Genomic DNA, 20041 nt, shown 5'->3' with positions numbered 1-20041 from the left:
CACACCCACTCAAAAAAGATTGTGCTGGTGCTTGAGCGGCGCAAAGGACCGGCGATGCTCCGGCAAGGGCCCCAGTCGCGTCAGCGCGTCCAGGTGCTCCCGTGTCGGGTACCCCTTGTGCCGGGCAAAACCATACGCCGGATGCGCTGCGTCAAGTGCAACCATCTGCCGGTCACGGGCGACCTTGGCGATGATCGATGCTGCGGCAATGGCGTCATGTCGGGCATCGCCCTTGACCACGGCCTGGCCGGGAAGAACATGGCCCGGCAGCTTGTTGCCATCCACCAGCAGATATTCTGCCGCCGGCGTGAGCGCGTCAATGGCACGACGCATGGCCAGGTGGGTGGCATGATGGATATTGAGCGTATCAATCTCATCCGGGGTGGCGTGGGCGATGGCAAAGCAGAGCGCCTGCTCGCGGATCAACTGATCCAGTGCCTCTCGCCGCTTGCTGCTGAGCTTCTTGGAATCCGCCAGCCCGGTAATCGGTCGCGCCGGATCAAGTATCACCGCTGCGGCGACCACATCACCTATCAGCGGCCCGCGTCCTACCTCATCCACACCCGCCAGGCGCTCGCCCTGATAATCAATCACCAGCGGTGGCCACTGCATTGCCTCAGCCATGTTCAACCACCTCAAGCACTGCTCTGGCGGCTCGCTCGCTGGCACCACACTGCAACTGCCTGTGCAGGGCTCTGAAACGTTCGCCTATCTGCTGCCGCTCGGCCTGATGCTCAAGCATGGGCCACAGGGTCTCGGCCAGCGCCTCGGGTGTCGCTGCATCCTGAATCAGCTCCGGCACGATTTCTTCCTGCGCAATGAGATTGGGCAGTGAAATCCAGGGAGTCTTGACCAGCCGCTGCGCCATCCAGTGCGTTACCTGGCCATGACGATAGGCCACGACCATCGGCCGATGGCAAAGCATGGCTTCAAGCGCGGCAGTGCCGGACGTCAACAGGACGGCATCTGCAGCAGTCATGGCCATCCAGGCCAGACCATCAAGTACCGTGAAGCCACTGGCCTGATCCATGCCCAGTGCTGCCAGCTCATCCCGTCGCTGGGTATTGGCCGCCGGAATCACGACCTGCAACTCTGGATCACGCTGTCTCAGCAGCGCGACTGCATCACGAAACGTCGGGGCATTGAACGCAATTTCCTGACGTCGGGAACCGGGCAGAACAGCAAGCACTCGAGCTGTTTCAGACAGACCCAGCTTGTCCCGGGCGGCCTCCCGATCATCTTCCAGTGGCAGTTCTTCTGCCAGCGGATGACCGACAAAGGTAACCGGTACCTGATGGGCACGATAGAAGGAGGCTTCAAAGGGCAAAAACGTCAACATTCGATCAACGGATGCTCGAATACCCTTGACCCGCCCCTGACGCCAGGCCCAGACCGACGGACTGACGTAATGAACGGTTTTCATGCCGGTAGCGCGCAACTGACGAGCCAGCCGTAGATTGAAATCAGGGTAATCAATACCGACCATGATATCGGCCTGCCAGGCCAGTGCATCTTCACGCAGCCGGGCACGAAACCCGAACAGGGCAGGCAGGTGGCGAACCACTTCCACCAGCCCCATGATAGCCAGCCGCTCGAGCGGAATCTGACTATCCAGCCCTTCGGCCTGCATGCGTGGCCCGCCGACACCTCGAAAGGCAATATCGGGGTGCAGCGCCTTCAGCGCCCGCATCAATCCGGCACCAAGAAGGTCCCCGGACAACTCACCCGCCACCAGGTAGACCCTGATCATCAGCGAGTAATGCCACGCTCGGAGGCCTTGAGCGACGCGATAAAGACGTCTATTTCAGGTCCTGTCAACGCATCATCCTGCTCAATGCTGTCGATGGCCTGCTCAAGGGTCAGCCCCTGCCGCCATGTTCGCTTGTAGGCTGTCTGCAGGGACAAAAGAGCCTGGCGGGAGAACCCACGACGTTTTAGCCCTACCAGATTAAGCCCGTGCACATGCGCCGGGTGACCGTTGGCCATGGTGTACGCCGGAACGTCCTTGGTCACGATCGATCCACCACCACACATGGCATGATCCCCGATATGGCAGAACTGATGCACTGCCGAAAGACCGCCCAGAATAACGTGATCGCCAATATGCACATGGCCGCCCAGTGTTGCCTGGTTGGCCATGATGACATGATCACCAATATCACAGTCATGGGCAACATGTGCGTACGCCATGAACAGACCATGGCTGCCAATCCGGGTCAGCTCCTTGTCCTGGGTAGTTCCCCGGTGCACCGTCACACCTTCCCGGAAGGTATTGTAATCTCCGATTTCAAGGCGCGTCGGTTCACCGGCATACTTCTTGTCCTGGCACTCTTCGCCGATCGACGTGAACTGAAAGATGCGGTTATTGATGCCGATGCGCGTCGGCCCACTGATGACACTGTGAGGACCGATAACGCAGCCGGAGCCTATTTCGACATCAGCCCCCACGACACAGAACGGCCCGATGTCAACGTCATCGGCAATCACAGCCGATGGATCGATGATAGCGGTTGAATGAATCAAGCGACCTTCCTCTCGGCACAAATGATATCAGCTTCGCACACCAGTTCGTCGTCCACGTGCGCACGGCAGGCAAACTTCCAGATACCCCGACGGGCCTTGATCATCCTTGCCTCGAGGCGCAGCCGATCCCCCGGCAGCACGGGGCGCTTGAAGCGAACATTGTCGCTTCCGACGAGGTAGTAGATATACCCGTCTCGTGGCAATTTGTTAACGGTCTTGAAACCAAGAATACCTGCTGCCTGCGCCAGCGCTTCAATGATAAGTACGCCCGGCATGATGGGATGCTCGGGGAAGTGGCCATTGAAGAAAGGCTCATTGATGCTGACGTTCTTGAAGCCGACGATGGATTCACCGGTGGTGAGTTCCGTCACCCGATCAATCAAAAGAAACGGATAGCGATGGGGGAGATACTCACGAATCTCGTTGATGTCCATTACCATTGGCATGCAACCTCTAGAATAACGAAATGCCTGCCATTACTGGCAGGCATGTAGCGGGGCAATATCCCCGATGACTGGTCGGCCATTATACGCGACCTGAAGGTGACCACCAGTCACGGTCGGAGAGTATCAGTTTTGACTGCGCTCCAGCGCCCTGACGCGTCGGGACAGCTCATCAAGCTGCTTGAACCGAACGGCATTGCGGCGCCACTGGGCATTGGGCATGGAGCCGGTACCGGAAGAATATACCCCGGCGTCCGTAATCGAATTGGTCACCAGGCTCATGCCGGTCACCTGTACCCTGTCGGCAATGTCGATGTGACCGGCAAGACCTACCCCACCGCCCAGCAGACAGTGCTGCCCGACACGGGTAGAACCTGCCACCCCGACGCATCCTGCCAGGGCACTGTGATCACCGATGTGCACGTTGTGCGCAATCTGTACCTGACTATCGATCTTGACGTCATGGCCAATGACCGTATCACCCAGCGCACCACGATCAATACTGGTGCAGCTGCCGACTTCCACGTCATTGCCCAGCACCACACCACCAAGCTGTGCGATCTTGTGCCAGCCCTGGCCGTCATGAGCAAATCCGAAACCATCCCCGCCGATTACGGCACCACTATGCAGGATGGCACGCTCGCCGATCACGACACCGTGGTAAATCACCACACCGGCGTGCAGGTAACTTTTATCACCAAGCGCACTGTCAGCACCGACAAAGCAGTTTGCCCCGATATGCACGCCGTTACCCAGCTGCACGCCGGCCTCGATAACCGCATGAGGGCCAATGAAAACACGCTCACCAAGCACCGCTGACTCATGCACCACGGCACTCGCATGAATCATCGTTACAGCATCATCACGGCGCAATGGATCAAAGCAGTGGGATAGACGGGCATAGCCGAGATAAGGATTATCCAGCACCAGAGCCGATACCGGACACTCATCGACGTAATCAGGGTGCAGCAATACAGCCGCCGCCTGTGTGGTTGCCAAATATTTGGCATAGGCCTTGTTGGCCAGAAAGGCAATGTCGTTCGGACCGGCCTCGGTCAGCGTGGACAGGCCGGACACACGACACTCGCCGTCACCGGCAAGCGTCGCATTGAGCAGGCTGGCCAGTTCGGCCAGCGAGTATGAGGAAGATGCTTTTTTGGTCATCGTTTCCGGCTAACGCCGCACTCAGTTTTGTGAGTTGAAAGCGTTGGTGACTTCCTGGGTAAGATCCAGGGAGTCCTGGGCATAAATCACGCTGTTGCGATCGACCAGCACCTTGACATTGTGTTTACTGACCACCTGCTGAATGGCCTTGTCCAGCTTGGGCTTGGCCTGCTTGAGAAAGGCCTGCTCCTTTTGACTCCGGGTCTTTTCAAGGGAAGCGCGCTGCTCCTGGAACTGACCGCCCTTCTGACGCAGTTGCTGGATCAGGTTCTGGCGCTCGGAGTCAGACATGACATCGCCGTTTTTCTGCAGTTTTTCCTGCAGGCTCTGCACCTGTTCGCCCAGTGCCTTAACTTGCTGCTGCTGGCTACCCAGCTGATTCTTGAGCTGGTTCATGGAGCGCTGCGCAGAACTGGTATTGAGCAACGCCTGCTGCCAGTCAAGCACAGCCACATCGTCTGCCTGCGCCTGCGCTGCTACACCTACGCTTCCGAGAAGCCCTGTAAGGCACAATGCCACGGTCAATTTACGCATACCACTCTCCTTGAACAATGCTGCCAATCTATCAGAAAGTCTGACCCAGCGAGAACTGGAAAACCTGTGTATCGTCACCATCCTTCTTGTTCAGCGGCTTTGCAACGCTGAAGGTCAAGGGACCTACCGGAGTAATCCAGGACAGGCCGACACCGAAGGAATAGCGGAGATCGCCTACATCAACACCGGAGTCGCACTCGGAGGTCTGTCCGGCAGGCACACTCATGCAGTCCGTCTGATACGTATTGCCCGCATCAATGAACAGGGAGCTTTGCAACTGACGGCGATCTTCTATGAACGGGAACGGGAAGATCATTTCAACCGACCCTTCCACCAGAGCATTGCCCCCCAGGGTGTCATCGTCGCCATCGTTGCGCTCGGTAGTCTTGGCACCAAGCGTATTGCTCTTGTAGCCGCGCACGGATCCCAGACCACCGGAGTAGAAGTTCTCGTAGAACGGATAAACGTCCGTATTGCCGTAGCCATCGGCATATCCGACTTCGGTGCGCAGCTTCAACGCCCACTCTTCACTGGTGGTCAGCGGGAAGAGTTTCTGGCCACGATAGCGGAGCTTGTAGTACTGGGCATCGCTGCCCGGTGTTGAAGCCTCCAGAGACACTCGCTGATAGCTGCCAGCCGTCGGCAGAACGCCTCGGTTAAGGCTGTTGCGCGTCCAGCTGCTGGTCAGCTTGAAGTTGTTGAACGTATCGCCTTCATCATCCAGATACTGGATGATTTCGTAGGGCGAATCATCGTAGGAATCGATGGAGATACGCTCGACACCCAGCCCGAAGTTCAGGCGCGACAGATCACTGATCGGATAGCCGAAATTGATCCCGCCGCCGATGGCATCGGTGGAGTACGTGGAAATATCGGAATCTTCGTAATCGGTCTTGCGGTAATACACGTTATAGCCACGCGAGATCCCGTCCAGCGTCCAGTAGGGATCCGTAAAGCTGAAATTCAGATTGGTATAGTAATCGCTTTTCTGGGCACCAATATCGACCCGGTTACCCGTTCCCAGAAAGTTGCTTTGAGACAGGGACGCGCCATAGATCACACCGGCCGATTGAGAAAAGCCGACACTGGCGGAAATACTGCCTGACGGCTGCTCCTGAACATTATACGTGACGTCCAGCTGATCCGGATGATTGGGAACCGGTCGGGTCTCGACATCGACCTGCTTGAAAAAGCCCAGACGCTGCAGGCGCTCCTGGGAGTCCTTGATATTATCTGTTGAGGCTGGTGCACCCTCAAGCTGTACCAGTTCACGACGCAGCACTTCATCTGCCGTAGTCGTATTTCCCTTGAAGTTGATACGACGTACATAGGCACGACGGCCGGAATTGACAGCGAAAGTCACATCTACCGTATCGCCATCCTCATTGACCTGAGGAACACTATTGACCTTGGCAAAGGCAAACCCCATGGCACCCAGCCGCTGCCGCAGCGCTTCGCTGGACGATGTAAGGCTGGATTGAGAGAACACATCACCCTCGCTGGCAGTCACCAGCTTGCGAGCATCGGCTTCCGGCATGTGAATATCCCCGGCAAACTTGATATCGCCAATGCGATAGCGCTTGCCCTCATCCACATTCACCGTGACAAAGATATTCTCCTTGTCGGGGCTGATCGATACCTGCGTCGAGGTAATATTGAAGTTGACGTACCCACGATCAAGATAGTAGTTGCGCAGGTTATCAAGGTCGGCACTCAGCTTTTCCCGGGAATACTTGTCATCCGAGAACCAGCCCAGAAACCAGCCTGGATGATCTTCCAGCTGAAAAAGGCCGGTCAGCGTCTCGTCATCAAATGCATGGTTACCGACGATATTGATCTGCTTGATCGTCGCGACGGCCCCTTCATTGATGTTGATGTTCACTTCTGCGCGATTATTGGCCTGCTTTTTGACAGAGGTCTTGATCCGTGCACTGTAACGCCCCTGAGCCTGATAGACCCGCTCAAGTTCGCGCTGCATCTCCTCGAGGGTTGAACGCTGCAGTACCTGGCCTTCGGAAATACCGGAATCGGTCAGCCCCTTGCGAAGGTCGTCGGAGGATATGCGTGAATTACCCTCGATATTGATCTTGGCAATGGTGGGGCGCTCAGCCACATTGACAACAAGCACGTTGCCATCACGCGAAAAGCTCACATCATCAAACAGCCCCGTCTTGAACAGATCATGGCCCGCCTGTGAAAGCTCTTTGTCATCCACAACCTCATGGGCAGAAACAGGAAGCGCGTTGAAAACCGTGCCTGCCGACACGCGCTGCAAGCCTTCAACTCGTATATCGGACACTTCAAAACTATCGGCAAAAGCCGCCTGCGCGCTGCCGAGCAGACACGCCATTAACCCCAGGGTTTTTATCTTCATGCCGTCATTTCGCTTCTACTGAATTCCGCCCGCCACCACATGTCGGGTCGATGAGTGCCACCTGAACCGTCACACGGAACAGATGAATCGTATGACCCCTCACTGACAGAGGCTGCCTTGTGAACAGGCACCTTATACACAACACCCCCCTACTGACAAGCACAGGGGGTGGCGGGTAGCGCCGTGAACTAGAGTCGCATTAAATCAAAATAAAAGGCTGTCACCATCAGCAGCCCGATCAACATGAAGCCTATTTTAAGCCCCATGACCTGGATACGTTCAGGAAGCGGCTTGCCGCGAATGGCTTCGGCGATATAAAACAGCAAATGCCCTCCATCAAGGACAGGCACCGGCAGCAGGTTCAACACGCCAAGGCTGATCGACAGGTATGCCAGAAACGAGACAAAGGTTTCAAATCCGGAACGCGCCGAGTCACCCGCCACACGAGCAATCGTAATGGGGCCGGAAAGATTTGACGGTGAAATGAGCCCGGTCAGCATCTTGCCAATGGACCCCACGGTCAGCCCGGTCATCTCTCCCGTACGTGTCATGGCCTGCCCCATGGCATCGATCGGACCATAGCTGACGTTTCGCACGTGAGAAGGCGGCCATGAAAAACTTGCCGCAGAGGCTCCAATGTACCCTGTCTCCTGACCATTTTTCAGCTGTTTGGTTTCAGGCGTCAGCGACAATTTCTTCAATTGTCCGTCACGACGTACGGTCAACGCCAGCGGCTCACCGGCGGAGGCGCGAATTCGCGCAACCAGCGCCGGCCAGTCGGCAATGCTGTCGCCATCGACCCCCACGACTTCATCACCGGCACTGAGTCCGGAACGCGCTGCCGGGGAATCGTTCAGAACATCACCAATCCGTGCCGGCACCGAGGGGCGCCAGGGCCGGATCCCCAGAGAAGCCAGGGGAGAGGGCGTTTCCTGACCGACCAGATAACCATCGACCGGAAGTCGGTACTCGCGTGAGACCCCATCGTTACCAAAGGCCCTGGCTTCCACAACAATATCACCGTCATGACCGATGTCGGACATCAGTTGCAGGCTTACAGCCTGCCATGACGGGGTGGGATGACCATTGATGCGAGTAATTTCAAGATTGGGCGTCATGCCCGCCTCGGCCGCAGACGTTCCGGGGACAACCTGCCCCACCACCGGCACGATGGCTGTCGTGCCGTACATGAAAATGACCCAGTACGCGATTGCGGCCAGCAGAAAATTGGCCAGTGGCCCGGCTGCCACGATGAACATTCTTTTGTAGACCGACTGGGTATTGAATGCCTCGGCACGCTCATGGGGCGCTACATCTCCCTCACGCTCATCCAGCATGCGCACATAGCCACCCAATGGAATGGCTGCCAGAGCGAATTCCGTACCATGCCGGTCACGACGCATCAGCAGGGGCTTGCCGAACCCTACCGAAAAGCGCAGCACCCGAACGCCACACCGGCGGGCCGCCCAGAAATGACCATATTCATGAATGGTAATCAAAAGCCCCAGCACGACAACTACAGCCAGAATGTTTTCCAGCACGCCCATGACGCTACCTCACCTCAACTGTAGTGTTGCTGCAGAAGCGTTTCTGCCAGCGCTCGTGCCCGGCGATCTTCTTCAACAATGACGTCAAGTGCATCGGCAGGCTGAAAACCGCCTGTCGCCAGCACACGAGCCACCAGATCACTGATACCCAGAAAGGACAGACGCCCGTTCAGGAAGGCATCGACAGCCACCTCATTGGCGGCATTCAGCACTGCCGGCGCCGTCCCGCCCTCACGCATGGCCGATGCCGCCAGAGCCAGGCAAGGAAAGCGTTCCGTATCCGGGCGCTCGAAATCAAGCCGGCCTATCTCGAACAGGTCGAGCGGGCCAACGCCGGCATCCACTCGTTCCGGCCATGCCAGACCATAAGCGATCGGCGTACGCATGTCCGGATTGCCGAGCTGGGCCAGCACAGACCCATCGGTGTAGGCCACCATGGAATGAATGACACTCTGGGGATGAACAACCACCTGCACCTGATCCACCGACGCATTGAACAACCAGCAGGCTTCGATCAGCTCCAGCCCCTTGTTCATGAGCGTCGCACTGTCCACGGATATCTTCCGCCCCATGGACCAGTTGGGATGAGCACAAGCCTGCTCCGGTGTCACCTGAGCCAGATCTTCCCGCACCAACCCTCGGAAAGGCCCGCCTGAGGCCGTAAGAAGCAACTGACGAACACCGAGAGGAGCCAGTCCCTCCCGATGATGGGCTGGCAGGCATTGATAAATTGCATTGTGCTCGGAATCGATTGGTAGAAGCGTGGCACCGTAACGACGCACTTCTGCCATGAAAAGCGCCCCGGACATGACGAGCGCCTCCTTGTTGGCCAGCAGAATACGCTTTCCGGCTCGCACGGCAGCCAGTGTTGGCACCAGCCCTGCCGCACCGACAATAGCAGCCATCACGGCATCTACTTCGGGTGCGCGGGCGATATCACATAACGCTTCCACCCCGGAACGCGCCTCGGTATCGAGCCCCTCCTCACGCAGGCGCTCGGATAACCAGGCCGCATCCTCCTCGCGGGCAAGCACTGCCACTCTGGGTGTAAACTGGCGGCACAAGGCCAACAATGCATCGCGGCGGCTCCCGGCAGACAGGGCAAAAACCTCATAGCGATCCGGATGACGAGCAATCACATCCATGGTGCTACTGCCAATCGACCCCGTAGCCCCCAGCACTGTAATCTGCTGCTTCATGGCGTCAGCTCACCCAGGGCGCAAGAAGCGCAAACAGGGGAATAGCCGCTGTCAGGCTATCGATGCGGTCCAGAAGACCACCGTGGCCCGGCAGCAGGTTGCCCGAATCCTTCACACCGCGATGACGCTTCAACATGCTTTCCAGCAGATCGCCCACCACGGAAGAAAGGGCCACTATCAGGGAGATCGTAACAAGCCAAAGTGCTCCCCCTAACCCGATCTGCTGAAAGCCGGCCATGATCAGCGCCAGCACTACCGTCATGGCCAGACCACCGTATACACCAGCCCAGGACTTGCCCGGACTGACCCGTGGTGCCAGCTTGCGGTTACCAAAGGCACGGCCCGCAAAATAGGCACCAACATCTGCGCCCCAGACTACAAAAAGCACATAAAACAGCCACCAGGGAGTTTCACGCAACTGCATGAACCCTACCCAGCAGGGAAGCAGAATGAAAAAGCCCAGAATGTAACGTCGAGTCTGGCCCTGCCACTGCTCCCGTGCCTGCGGATAACGCGCGACCCAGTAAAGTGCCAGCATCCAGCAGACCAGCGACAGCAGCAACGGCCAGGTGGCCTGAGCCGAAGCAGTCACCCACAGGAGCACCAGCCCCGCCAGCAAAAGCCCGACATAACCGGCCTTTTCCTTCGACGACTCGGCGCCGGCGAGGTTGGCCCACTCCCATCCGGAAGCCAGAACGATCAGCCCCACAAAACAGGCATAGGCCCCGCCATCAAGCCCGAACAACAGGACCAGCGCCAGGGGTGCGATTACCAGGGCAGTCAGTACACGTTGCTTAAGCACGCTCTACCTCGATCTGGTCATCTGTCATTCCAAAACGGCGATGACGGTGGGCATAGGACTCAATGGCCTCATCGAAGGCATCACCATCGAAGTCGGGCCAGAACAGTGGCGAAAAATAAAACTCGGCATAAGCCAGCTGCCACAGCAGGAAATTACTGATGCGCTGCTCGCCGCTGGTACGGATGCATAAATCCACTTCAGGCACATCGTGAAGACACATTTCCCGCTCAAGGCGGTTTTCATCAATGTCATCGGCCAGCAGCTCACCGTCTGCAACCTGCTGGGCCAGCCGGCGCGCTGCCTGAGTAATGTCCCATCGGCCACCGTAATTGGCAGCAATGATCAGGTGAAGCCCGGTGTTGTTGCACGTCCGGCGCTCACCGCGCTCAATGGCCTTTTGCAGCGACTTCGGCAACCGTTCCCGCTCACCGATAATACTCAGCCGTACATTGTGGCGATGCAGCTTGCCGATTTCACGACGTAGAGCCAGTACGAACAACTCCATCAGTCCGGAAATTTCGTCGGCTGGCCGCCGCCAGTTTTCACTTGAAAAGGCAAACAGGGTAACTGCCTTGACGCCCCGCTCGCTGGCACGACGAACCACGTGGCGTACGGATTCGACGCCAGCGTAGTGCCCACGGAGGCCTGACAGACCGTGAGCCTTGGCCCAGCGGTTGTTTCCATCCATGATTACAGCGACGTGGCGCGGCAAGGTGTGGTGCGTTAGCGATGACGTCATGAGAACTCACATTGCAGCACCGGCGGGAGATCTTCCCGCCGATTCAATTCATACTTGCATCAGATCGTGTTCTTTCTGTTCCAGCAGCTTATCGATTTCAGCGATAAATCCGTCTGTCAGCTTCTGGATCTCATCTTCGGTCTGACGCTCTTCGTCTTCCGAAATTTCCTTTTGCTTGAGCAGTGCCTTCACATCACTGTTGGCATCACGGCGCACATTACGCACCGCTACGCGGGCCTGCTCCGCTTCAGCCCGAGCCTGACGCGTGTAATTCTTGCGGGTTTCTTCCGTCAACGCCGGCATCGGCACACGAATGACGGTGCCGTTGGTCGCCGGATTAAGCCCCAGATCCGAAGTCATGATGGCCTTCTCGACCTTCTGCACCATGCTTTTTTCCCACGGCACTACTGCCAGCGTACGCGCATCTTCCACGTTCACATTGGCCACCTGGGAAATCGGCATTTCAGAACCGTAATAATCCACCCGGACAGCATCAAGAATGCTGGGATGGGCGCGACCGGTACGGATTTTGGAGAATGCGCTCTGAAGCGACTCCGTACTCTTTTGCATGCGTGACTTTGCGTCTTTCTTGATCTCGTTAATCACTGACTCATCCTTTATCTATCAGCGTGCCTTCATCAGAACCCACTACCAGGTTCAGCAGGGCTCCGGGCTTGTTCGTATCAAATACTCGGACCGGCATTTCATGATCACGTACCAGGCAGATGGCCGTCAGGTCCATTACACCCAGCTTTTGATCAAGTACCTGATCATAGCTCAGACGCTCGTAACGGACGGCATCCGGATGCTTGACCGGGTCCTTGTCGTAGACACCGTCAACCTTTGTAGCCTTCACTACTACATCGGCATCAATCTCGATACCTCGAAGGCAGGCTGCAGAATCCGTGGTGAAAAACGGATTACCTGTGCCGGCGGAGAAGATAACGACATCACCACCGGTAAGGTAGCGGATAGCCGTACGACGATCGTAATGCTCTACCACACCACTCATTGGAATGGCCGACATGACACGCGAGCGAATATTGGAACGCTCAAGCGAGTCACGCATGGCAAGTGCGTTCATGACGGTGGCCAGCATCCCCATGTGATCTCCGGTGACCCGCTCCATGCCGGCAGCATGAAGGGCCGCACCGCGAAACAGGTTGCCGCCGCCGATCACCAGCCCCACCTGAACACCGATACCAACCAGCTGGCCGATTTCGAGGGCCATACGGTCGAGCACCTTGGGATCAATACCGAAATCCTGATCACCGCTCAGGGCTTCACCGGACAGCTTGAGCAATACGCGCTTGTACTTGGCTCTACGTTCATTGGGGGGCATGCAACACTCCTGGGAGGTAAAATACGTGCAAATTGGCTACCACACTGACAAGGCCCTGAACCGCCGCAGGCAATCCCGCCGGCAGGGCCGGACAGTCTGCCGAGGCACACGCTCGGGCATCAGCCTACATCCTGAAGCCACTATCGGCCAGTCAGATGGCGGTCATTTTGATATGCGAAAGCCGCGCATGGCCAGGCCACGTCGCGGCTTTCAAAACAGTCTGTCGCCTTAGCTGCGACGAGCCTGTTCCATGACTTCCTTGGCGAAGTCAACTTCTTCCTTCTCGATACCTTCACCGACTTCATAACGCACGAAGCTCAATACTTCGCCACCGTTGGAAGCCTTGGCAAATTCAGCCACGGTCTGGTTCGGATCCTTGACGAACGGCTGATTGATCAGGCTGTTCTCGGCCAGGTACTTCTTCAGACGGCCCTGAACCATTTTCTCGGCAATTTCAGACGGCTTACCGGCCATGTCCGGCTGCGCCAGAATGACGGCCTTCTCCTGGTCCAGCTGCTCCTGAGGCATATTCTCGGGGCGGGCTACCGCAGGATTGATCGCCGCAACGTGCATAGCGATGTCATGAGCTGCATTCTGCGTACCGCCCTGCAGAGTAACCACCGCACCGATACGGCCGCCGTGTACGTAGGCACCCAGAATACCACCTTCCGGCGCTTCGACGATTTCAACACGACGAACAGAGATGTTCTCGCCGATCTTCTGGACCAGCTGATTGCGCGCTTCTTCCAGCTCGCCTTCCATCAGGGCAGCCACGTCAGTATGACGTGTAGCAAAGGCCTTGTCGGCAACCTTGCTGGTGAAACCCTGGAAGTTTTCGTCACGTGCAACGAAGTCGGTTTCGGAGTTGACTTCGATCATGACGGCCAGGCTGGCGTCGTCGGCAACGCGAGTAATGATCGCGCCTTCAGCGGCAACACGACCCGCTTTCTTGGCAGACTTGAGACCTGCATTCTTGCGCAGGTTGTCAATCGCCAGCTCAATATCACCATCGGCCTCGGTCAGAGCCTTCTTGCATTCCATCATGCCAAGACCGGTGCGCTCACGCAGTTCCTTGACCAGAGATGCGCTGATAGCTGCCATATCCAGATCCTCTCGTTGATCGCAATGATCATGATTATCGGCCAGGGCGCACACACGGGCGCCCGGACCTGAAATTAATGTTTTTTCGCATCACACACTGCCCGCGCCGACTCACGGCCACAGGCAGTGCCTGACAGGACTTACTCTGCGGAAGCTTCCGGAGCGTCTTCAACGACTTCAACAAACTCGTCATCACCAGCCTGATCCTGCTTGGATTTACCACAGGCATCGGCAATGGCGCGCACATAGATCTGCAGCGCGCGGATGGAGTCATCGTTACCCGGGATCACGTAATCAACGCCATCCGGGTTGGAGTTGGTGTCGACTACACCGATGACCGGGATACCCAGCTTGTTTGCTTCATTGATCGCGATGCGCTCGTGATCAACGTCGATAACAAACATGGCGTCCGGCAAACCACCCATCTCCTTGATACCGCCGATGGAACGCTCAAGCTTTTCCTGCTCGCGCGTAGCCATCAGGACTTCCTTCTTGGTCAGCTTCTCGAAGGTACCATCTTCATGCATGGTTTCGAGTTCGCGCAGACGCTTGATGGACTGACGGATGGTCTTGTAGTTGGTCAGCATGCCGCCGAGCCAACGATGGTTCACGAACGGCTGACTGACGCGGTTCGCTTCTTCCTTGATGATCTTGCTGGCAGCACGCTTGGTACCCACGAACAGGATCTTGTTGTTGCTGGACACCAGCTTCTCGACCACGGCAGTCGCTTCATTCAGCGCCGGCAGGGTGTGCTCGAGGTTGATGATGTGGATCTTGTTACGAGCGCCGAAGATATACTTGCCCATCTTCGGGTTCCAGTATTTGGTCTGGTGACCAAAGTGAGCACCGGCTTTCAGCAGATCACGCATTGAAACTGACATAGGATTCTCCAGAATCGGGTTATGCCTCCACGCCCCCCATCGACCCGACCGCAGGGCGGCACCCTGGGCGATGTGCCGGAGCGTGTGTGTCGTTTTGGATAGTTGATTGACTCGCCTGCCTATCGTCTGACCCGTGGCCATCAATTTGCAGGAAAGCGCGCGGGTTTATACCATATAATGCATTCAAGTTGAAGAAATGCCTTGCCACAGGCAGGTATAATTCCATCGATTCGCTGCCCGGCCATGAAACCCACCGGGCCCTGTTGCCCTTACCACCGAGTCCCCATGTCCATCCCGATCAATACCCCTGACGATATCGAAAAACTGAAAATTGCCGGACGCTGCGCCGCCAAGGTGCTCGAGATGATCGAGCAGCACGTACGTCCGGGCATATCCACCGGTGAGCTCGACAAGCTGTGTCAGGATTATATCGAGCAGGACCTTGAGTGCATCTCGGCCACCATCGGTTACCATGGTTACCAGCACTCCACCTGCATCTCGCTCAACCATGTCGTGTGTCACGGCATCCCCGACTTCAACAAGAAACTGAAGAAAGGTGACATCTTCAATATCGATGTGACCGTCATCAAGGATGGTTATTACGGTGATACCAGCCGCATGTTTCATGTCGGCGACAACATCAAGGGCGAGCGCCTATCCCGTGTCACACAGGAATGCCTTTACAAGGCACTCGAGGTCGTCCGCCCAGGCACGAAGCTTTCCGATATCGGCCGCGTGATTCAACAGCATGCCGAAAGCAACGGATACAGTGTTGTGCGCGATTTCTGCGGGCATGGCATCGGCAAGAACTTTCACGAAGAGCCTCAGGTATTGCATTATGATGGCTATGACCGACATAACGATGCCGTGCTTGAAGAAGGCATGTGCCTGACCATCGAGCCGATGATCAATGCAGGCGCATGGCCTACCAAGGTACTCAAGGATGGCTGGACAGCCGTCACGCGCGACAAGAGCCTTTCCGCACAGTTCGAGCACACGCTGGTGGTCAGCAGAAACGGCGTCATCGTTACTACCGTTCGCGAGGATGAAGACCTGTCCTTTTTGGCAGAATAAATACCGGCGGCATCACATGATGCCGCATCGGATCAAGACCTATCGTGCGTCACGCCGAGAGCCGAACCATGCTATTGCATCATTACCGCTTTGTTCCCGACCCGACACTGTTTGATATCGGGGAGTTCGAACAGGCACTGAACGACGCACGCCATCCGGTCCCCCTGTTCAAGCAGGCACTGCGTGACATCACGGCCCGACTGGACGAGCGGTTCATGGCCGGCGCAGACATACGGGACCTGATCCACGGTCGAGCATGGTGCCTGGACCAGTTACTGCGCATTGCCTGGCAGCGCCAGCACTGGCCGAGCAAGGCTGTAGCCCTGCTGGCTGTTGGCGGTTACGGACGCGGAGAACTGCACCCCCACTCCGACATCGACCTGTTGATGCTGCTTGAAGAGGATGACGACACCCTCTTTCGTGAATCCCTGTCAGAATTCATTACCTTTCTTTGGGATATCGGGCTCGACATCGGCCACAGCGTCCGGTCACTGAACGACTGCGAACGCGAAGCCCGTGATGACGTTACCGTCATTACCAACCTGCTCGAGACGCGCACCATTGCCGGCAATGACGGCTTGCGTGGCATGATGAAGGAACGCATCGGCCCGGACATCATCTGGCCCAGCCCGGCCTTTTTTGAAGCCAAGTGGCAGGAACAGATCAGCCGCCACTACAAATTCAACAATTCCGAATACCACCTTGAACCCAATATCAAAAGTTCGCCAGGCGGGCTTCGCGACATTCAAATGGTCGGCTGGGTCGCCAAGCGGCATTTCGGCGCCCGGCTGTACGAGGAAATTGTCGAACGGGGCTTCATGGTGGACACCGACCTGCGCATCCTGAGCCAGGGTCAGGCCTTTTTATGGCAGGTGCGTTACGCATTGCACATGCTGGCCGGCCGAGCAGAGGACCGGCTGCTGTTTGATCATCAGCGCGCCATCGCCGAATTCTTCGGCTACCAGGATACCGAGGAACACCTTGCGGTCGAGCAGTTCATGCGCCGTTATTACCGCATTGTCACCACCCTGGTAGAGCTCAATGACATGCTGCTGCAGCATTTCGAAGAGCGCATTCTTCGCGCTGGTGAGGCCCCGAGCATCACCCCCATCAATAACCGGTTTGAAATCCGCGATGGCTATATTCAGGCCCGTGACGCGCATGTCTTTACGCGCCGCCCTTCGGCGCTGCTCGAACTGTTTCTGTTGATGGCCCAGCACCCTGACATTGAAGGTGTACGTGCTGAAACGATTCGACTGATACGCGACCACCGCCACCTGATCGATGATGCCTTCCGCAACGATGTTCGCCATCAAAGCCTTTTCATGGAGCTCTTGCGCGCTCGGGGCAATGTGCCACTTCAGCTGACCCGCATGGCGCGTTACGGCATTCTGGGCAAATACCTGCCGGAATTCGGGCATGCCGTCGGCCTGATGCAGCATGACCTGTTCCACATCTATACCGTGGATGCCCACACCCTGCGCCTGCTGGAAGGCATACAGCGCTTTCGAGAATCCCGCAGGGATGAGCAATTTCCGCTGGCCGCCGCCCTGATGCATCAACTGCCTCGCCACGACATCCTGTGGATTGCCGGCCTGTTTCATGATGTGGCCAAGGGGCGTGGAGGCGATCATTCCCTGCTTGGCGCCGAAGATGCCCGCAACTTCTGTGCACGCCACGGTATCAGCGCTCGGGATACCCAACTGATCAGCTGGCTGGTGACTCACCATCTACTGATGTCCAAGACCGCCCAGAAGCGCGACATCACCGACCCGGAAGTGATCCGCGAATTCGCCGGGCAAATGCATAACGAGCTTCAGCTGGATTATCTCTATGTGCTGACGGTCGCAGATATCAGCGCCACCAACACCTCGCTGTGGAATGGCTGGCGCGCATCACTGATGCGTCAACTTCATACCGAAACGAAACGGGCCCTGCGCCGAGGCCTTCAGAACCCACTGGACCGGCAGGAATGGGTCAATGAAACCCGCGAGGAAGCTCATGCCCTACTGGCCGGCATGAATGCACCGCTCGACCAGGTGGACAGGTTATGGCACACCCTGGGCGATGAATACTTCCTGCAGTACAGCCCCAGCGAAGTGGCCTGGCACACACTGGGCATACTCGAATCCAACTATCAGGTCATGCCGCTGATTCTGATCAGCGCGCCGACCGAGGACATGGCGGACGGTGGCACCAAGGTGTTCATCCACACGCGCTCGGTCAACAACCTGTTTGCGGCAACCGCAGCAGCCATCGAGCAGCTGGGCCTGTCTATTCACGATGCCCGCATCGCCACCTCCAGCAACCAATGGACACTCAACACCTTCATCCTGCTGGATGAGCAGGGCGAACCCATACGAGACCCCGGCCGCTTGAGAGGCATTCACGAGCACCTGGTCGAGGAACTGGATGACCCGGACGATTATCCGCGCATCGTGGCGCGCCATACACCGCGCCAGCTCAAGCACTTCCGGGTGCCCACCCGGGTACATATCGAACAGGACGATGCCAACGACCGCACCGTGCTGGAATTGATTACCGCAGACCGCCCGGGCCTGCTGGCGCGCATTGGCCGTATTTTCATGGAGCAGGGCATTGCCCTGTCCGGCGCCAAGATTGCCACGCTGGGCGAGCGTGTCGAAGATATCTTCTTCATTATTGATCAGCAGGGCCAGGCCATCACCGATCGCACCAGGCTTGATGAGCTCAGCACTCATCTATGCGATGTACTCAATACCGAAGCCGGTCTTTGAGCCGGCGACCCATCCGCATTTGAGCAAGTTGCCCGGCCCGCTTATAATCGGGCGCCTTGTACCTCGGGACGTCTGCCGTAACCGGCCTCCCCCCAATGGGATCACTCATGTTCACCTTTCTGGGACTGAGCACCTGCGATACCTGTCGCAAGGCGCGTCGCTGGCTCGACAATGCCGGCATTGACTATCAGGTTATCGATGTCCGCAAGGATACTGTTTCCGCGGAACGTCGCCGAAGCCTGCTGGAACAGGTGGGCCCGGCCACACTGATCAATCGCCGCAGCACGACCTGGCGAAACCTCAGCGAAAGCGAACGTCAGTCACTGGAGAACGACCAGGGGCTCGACGCCGCCGACCACCTCCTGGAATCCAGCCCGTCACTCATGAAGCGCCCGATACTGATGGCATCGGACAAGGTGGTCATGGTCGGGTTCGACGCCACGCGCTACCAACAGCTTATCAATGATTCAGGCGACGCCCCCACGGCGTAACCCTCGACTTTCAAAAAGGACTACTCGACATGCTCAGCTTCGCACTAGGCATCGGCACTCAAAATACACAGGGCGACTGGCTGGAGGTCTACTATCCGGCGCCGCTGCATCATCCTGATGCAGCCCTGACTGATGCCGCCCGACGCATCCTGAACGCGGAAGGCGGCACACAGGCCATCAGCCTGTTGCCGGAACATGCCGGACAACTGGCAGATGCCTTCAGCGAAGCCGGTTTCACCGAACAGGCAGAGCTCGCCAAGGCCATGACAGCAAGCCAGCGCCCGCTGGTCGCCACCTTCATCGATGAAGACGCCTCACCTGCCAGTGTCCCGGAAGTTTATTTGAAGCTGCACCTGCTGTCGCACCGCCTGGTCAAGCCTCATGACGTCAACCTGACCGGCATGTTTGGCCTGCTCAAAAACATTGCCTGGAGCAGTGAAGGCGCCATCGATATTGCCGAACTTCAGGCCCGCCAGCTCAAGGCGCGCCTGGAAGGCCGTACGCTGTCCGTGGACTGCGTCGACAAGTTTCCGAAAATGACTGACTACGTGGTGCCCGGCGGCGTACGCATTGCCGATACCGCCCGGGTGAGACTCGGCGCCTATCTTGGTGAAGGCACCACGGTCATGCACGAAGGGTTCTGCAACTTCAATGCCGGCACCGAAGGCCCGGGCATGGTGGAAGGCCGTATCTCGGCAGGCGTCATGCTCGGCAAGGGCTCTGACCTTGGTGGCGGCGCCTCCACCATGGGTACCCTTTCAGGCGGTGGCAACATCGTAATCGGTACGGGTGAAAACTGCCTGATCGGCGCCAATGCCGGTATTGGCATCCCGCTGGGCGATCGCTGCACCGTCGAAGCCGGACTTTACATTACCGCCGGAGCCAAGGTGGCCGTTCTGGACGACCAGGGGCAGGACGTTGAGACGGTAGCTGCCCGCCAACTGGCAGGCCAGAACGACCTGCTGTTTCTGCGCAACTCGGTAAGCGGGCGGCTCGAGTGCCGCACCAATAAAAGCGCAATTGCCCTTAATGACGCGCTGCACGCCCACAACTAAGACTGCGCGCCGGCGT

General features: G+C 57.5%; 19 protein-coding genes. 4 read left to right on the top strand and 15 right to left on the bottom strand.

The genetic code is table 11. The features are described 5' to 3' along the window. Positions 1 to 9: 9 nt before the first annotated feature. The 15 genes from rnhB to rpsB form a co-directional block, all read right to left on the bottom strand. A complete protein-coding gene (gene rnhB, locus OQ287_RS08775; RefSeq protein ID WP_265896197.1) occupies positions 10 to 624 on the bottom strand; it encodes a ribonuclease HII in 615 nt (204 codons plus the stop codon). Next, positions 617 to 1750: a lipid-A-disaccharide synthase gene (gene lpxB, locus OQ287_RS08770; RefSeq protein ID WP_265896196.1), complete on the bottom strand. Its 1134-nt coding sequence runs from the start codon at positions 1748 to 1750 to the stop codon at positions 617 to 619. Before lpxB ends, rnhB begins: the two co-directional genes overlap by 8 nt. Further along, positions 1750 to 2523, bottom strand: a complete 774-nt coding sequence (gene lpxA, locus OQ287_RS08765; RefSeq protein WP_250935328.1) for an acyl-ACP--UDP-N-acetylglucosamine O-acyltransferase — start codon at positions 2521 to 2523, stop codon at positions 1750 to 1752. The genes lpxB and lpxA overlap by 1 nt, the downstream gene beginning before the upstream one ends. Continuing rightward, positions 2520 to 2963, bottom strand: coding sequence for a 3-hydroxyacyl-ACP dehydratase FabZ (gene fabZ / locus OQ287_RS08760; RefSeq protein WP_250937951.1), 444 nt, complete (start codon positions 2961 to 2963; stop codon positions 2520 to 2522). The genes lpxA and fabZ overlap by 4 nt, the downstream gene beginning before the upstream one ends. A 129-nt stretch (positions 2964 to 3092) precedes the next feature. Then, complete coding sequence (lpxD, locus tag OQ287_RS08755; RefSeq protein ID WP_265896194.1) at positions 3093 to 4130, bottom strand: UDP-3-O-(3-hydroxymyristoyl)glucosamine N-acyltransferase; 1038 nt, start codon at positions 4128 to 4130, stop codon at positions 3093 to 3095. A 21-nt stretch (positions 4131 to 4151) separates the two neighbouring features. Further along, on the bottom strand, positions 4152 to 4664 hold the full coding sequence (locus OQ287_RS08750) for an OmpH family outer membrane protein (protein ID WP_250935324.1): 513 nt from the start codon (positions 4662 to 4664) through the stop codon (positions 4152 to 4154). Positions 4665 to 4695: 31 nt separating this feature from the next. Further along, complete coding sequence (gene bamA, locus OQ287_RS08745) at positions 4696 to 7038, bottom strand: outer membrane protein assembly factor BamA (protein ID WP_265896192.1); 2343 nt, start codon at positions 7036 to 7038, stop codon at positions 4696 to 4698. Between the two features lie 188 nt (positions 7039 to 7226). Then, positions 7227 to 8585, bottom strand: a complete 1359-nt coding sequence (gene rseP / locus OQ287_RS08740; protein WP_265896189.1) for an RIP metalloprotease RseP — start codon at positions 8583 to 8585, stop codon at positions 7227 to 7229. Positions 8586 to 8599: 14 nt separating this feature from the next. Next, entirely contained in the window at positions 8600 to 9784 is a 1185-nt protein-coding gene (gene ispC, locus OQ287_RS08735) for a 1-deoxy-D-xylulose-5-phosphate reductoisomerase (RefSeq protein ID WP_265896188.1), read from the bottom strand. A gap of 4 nt (positions 9785 to 9788) precedes the next feature. Further along, on the bottom strand, positions 9789 to 10586 hold the full coding sequence (locus OQ287_RS08730) for a phosphatidate cytidylyltransferase (RefSeq protein WP_250935316.1): 798 nt from the start codon (positions 10584 to 10586) through the stop codon (positions 9789 to 9791). Continuing rightward, the gene (uppS, locus tag OQ287_RS08725) at positions 10579 to 11325 is read right to left on the bottom strand and encodes a polyprenyl diphosphate synthase (protein ID WP_250935315.1); all 747 of its coding nucleotides are present in this window, start codon (positions 11323 to 11325) and stop codon (positions 10579 to 10581) included. Before uppS ends, OQ287_RS08730 begins: the two co-directional genes overlap by 8 nt. Before the next feature lie 48 nt (positions 11326 to 11373). Beyond that, complete coding sequence (gene frr, locus OQ287_RS08720) at positions 11374 to 11931, bottom strand: ribosome recycling factor (protein ID WP_250935314.1); 558 nt, start codon at positions 11929 to 11931, stop codon at positions 11374 to 11376. A gap of 4 nt (positions 11932 to 11935) precedes the next feature. After that, positions 11936 to 12667, bottom strand: a complete 732-nt coding sequence (gene pyrH / locus OQ287_RS08715) for a UMP kinase (protein WP_250935313.1) — start codon at positions 12665 to 12667, stop codon at positions 11936 to 11938. 228 nt (positions 12668 to 12895) lie between these two features. Then, the gene (tsf, locus tag OQ287_RS08710) at positions 12896 to 13768 is read right to left on the bottom strand and encodes a translation elongation factor Ts (RefSeq protein WP_250935312.1); all 873 of its coding nucleotides are present in this window, start codon (positions 13766 to 13768) and stop codon (positions 12896 to 12898) included. Positions 13769 to 13908: 140 nt separating this feature from the next. Beyond that, positions 13909 to 14649, bottom strand: a complete 741-nt coding sequence (gene rpsB, locus OQ287_RS08705; protein ID WP_265896187.1) for a 30S ribosomal protein S2 — start codon at positions 14647 to 14649, stop codon at positions 13909 to 13911. Positions 14650 to 14934: 285 nt separating this feature from the next. Between rpsB and map the strand changes: the two genes are divergently transcribed. From map to dapD, 4 genes are all read left to right on the top strand, one after another. Beyond that, positions 14935 to 15723, top strand: coding sequence for a type I methionyl aminopeptidase (gene map / locus OQ287_RS08700; RefSeq protein WP_250935310.1), 789 nt, complete (start codon positions 14935 to 14937; stop codon positions 15721 to 15723). Between the two features lie 68 nt (positions 15724 to 15791). Beyond that, positions 15792 to 18479, top strand: coding sequence for a [protein-PII] uridylyltransferase (locus tag OQ287_RS08695; protein ID WP_265896186.1), 2688 nt, complete (start codon positions 15792 to 15794; stop codon positions 18477 to 18479). Between the two features lie 107 nt (positions 18480 to 18586). Then, positions 18587 to 18970 carry an arsenate reductase family protein gene (locus OQ287_RS08690; RefSeq protein ID WP_265896185.1) on the top strand — a complete coding sequence of 128 codons (384 nt, stop codon included), beginning with the start codon at positions 18587 to 18589 and terminating at the stop codon, positions 18968 to 18970. Between the two features lie 29 nt (positions 18971 to 18999). Then, the gene (dapD, locus tag OQ287_RS08685; protein ID WP_265896184.1) at positions 19000 to 20025 is read left to right on the top strand and encodes a 2,3,4,5-tetrahydropyridine-2,6-dicarboxylate N-succinyltransferase; all 1026 of its coding nucleotides are present in this window, start codon (positions 19000 to 19002) and stop codon (positions 20023 to 20025) included. Positions 20026 to 20041: the final 16 nt, after the last annotated feature.

Origin of the sequence: Larsenimonas rhizosphaerae (genome assembly GCF_026240105.1) — a bacterium.
GTDB lineage: Bacteria > Pseudomonadota > Gammaproteobacteria > Pseudomonadales > Halomonadaceae > Larsenimonas > Larsenimonas rhizosphaerae.
Note: the sequence above shows the minus strand (reverse complement) of the source record. Positions and strands in the feature narration are given on the sequence as shown.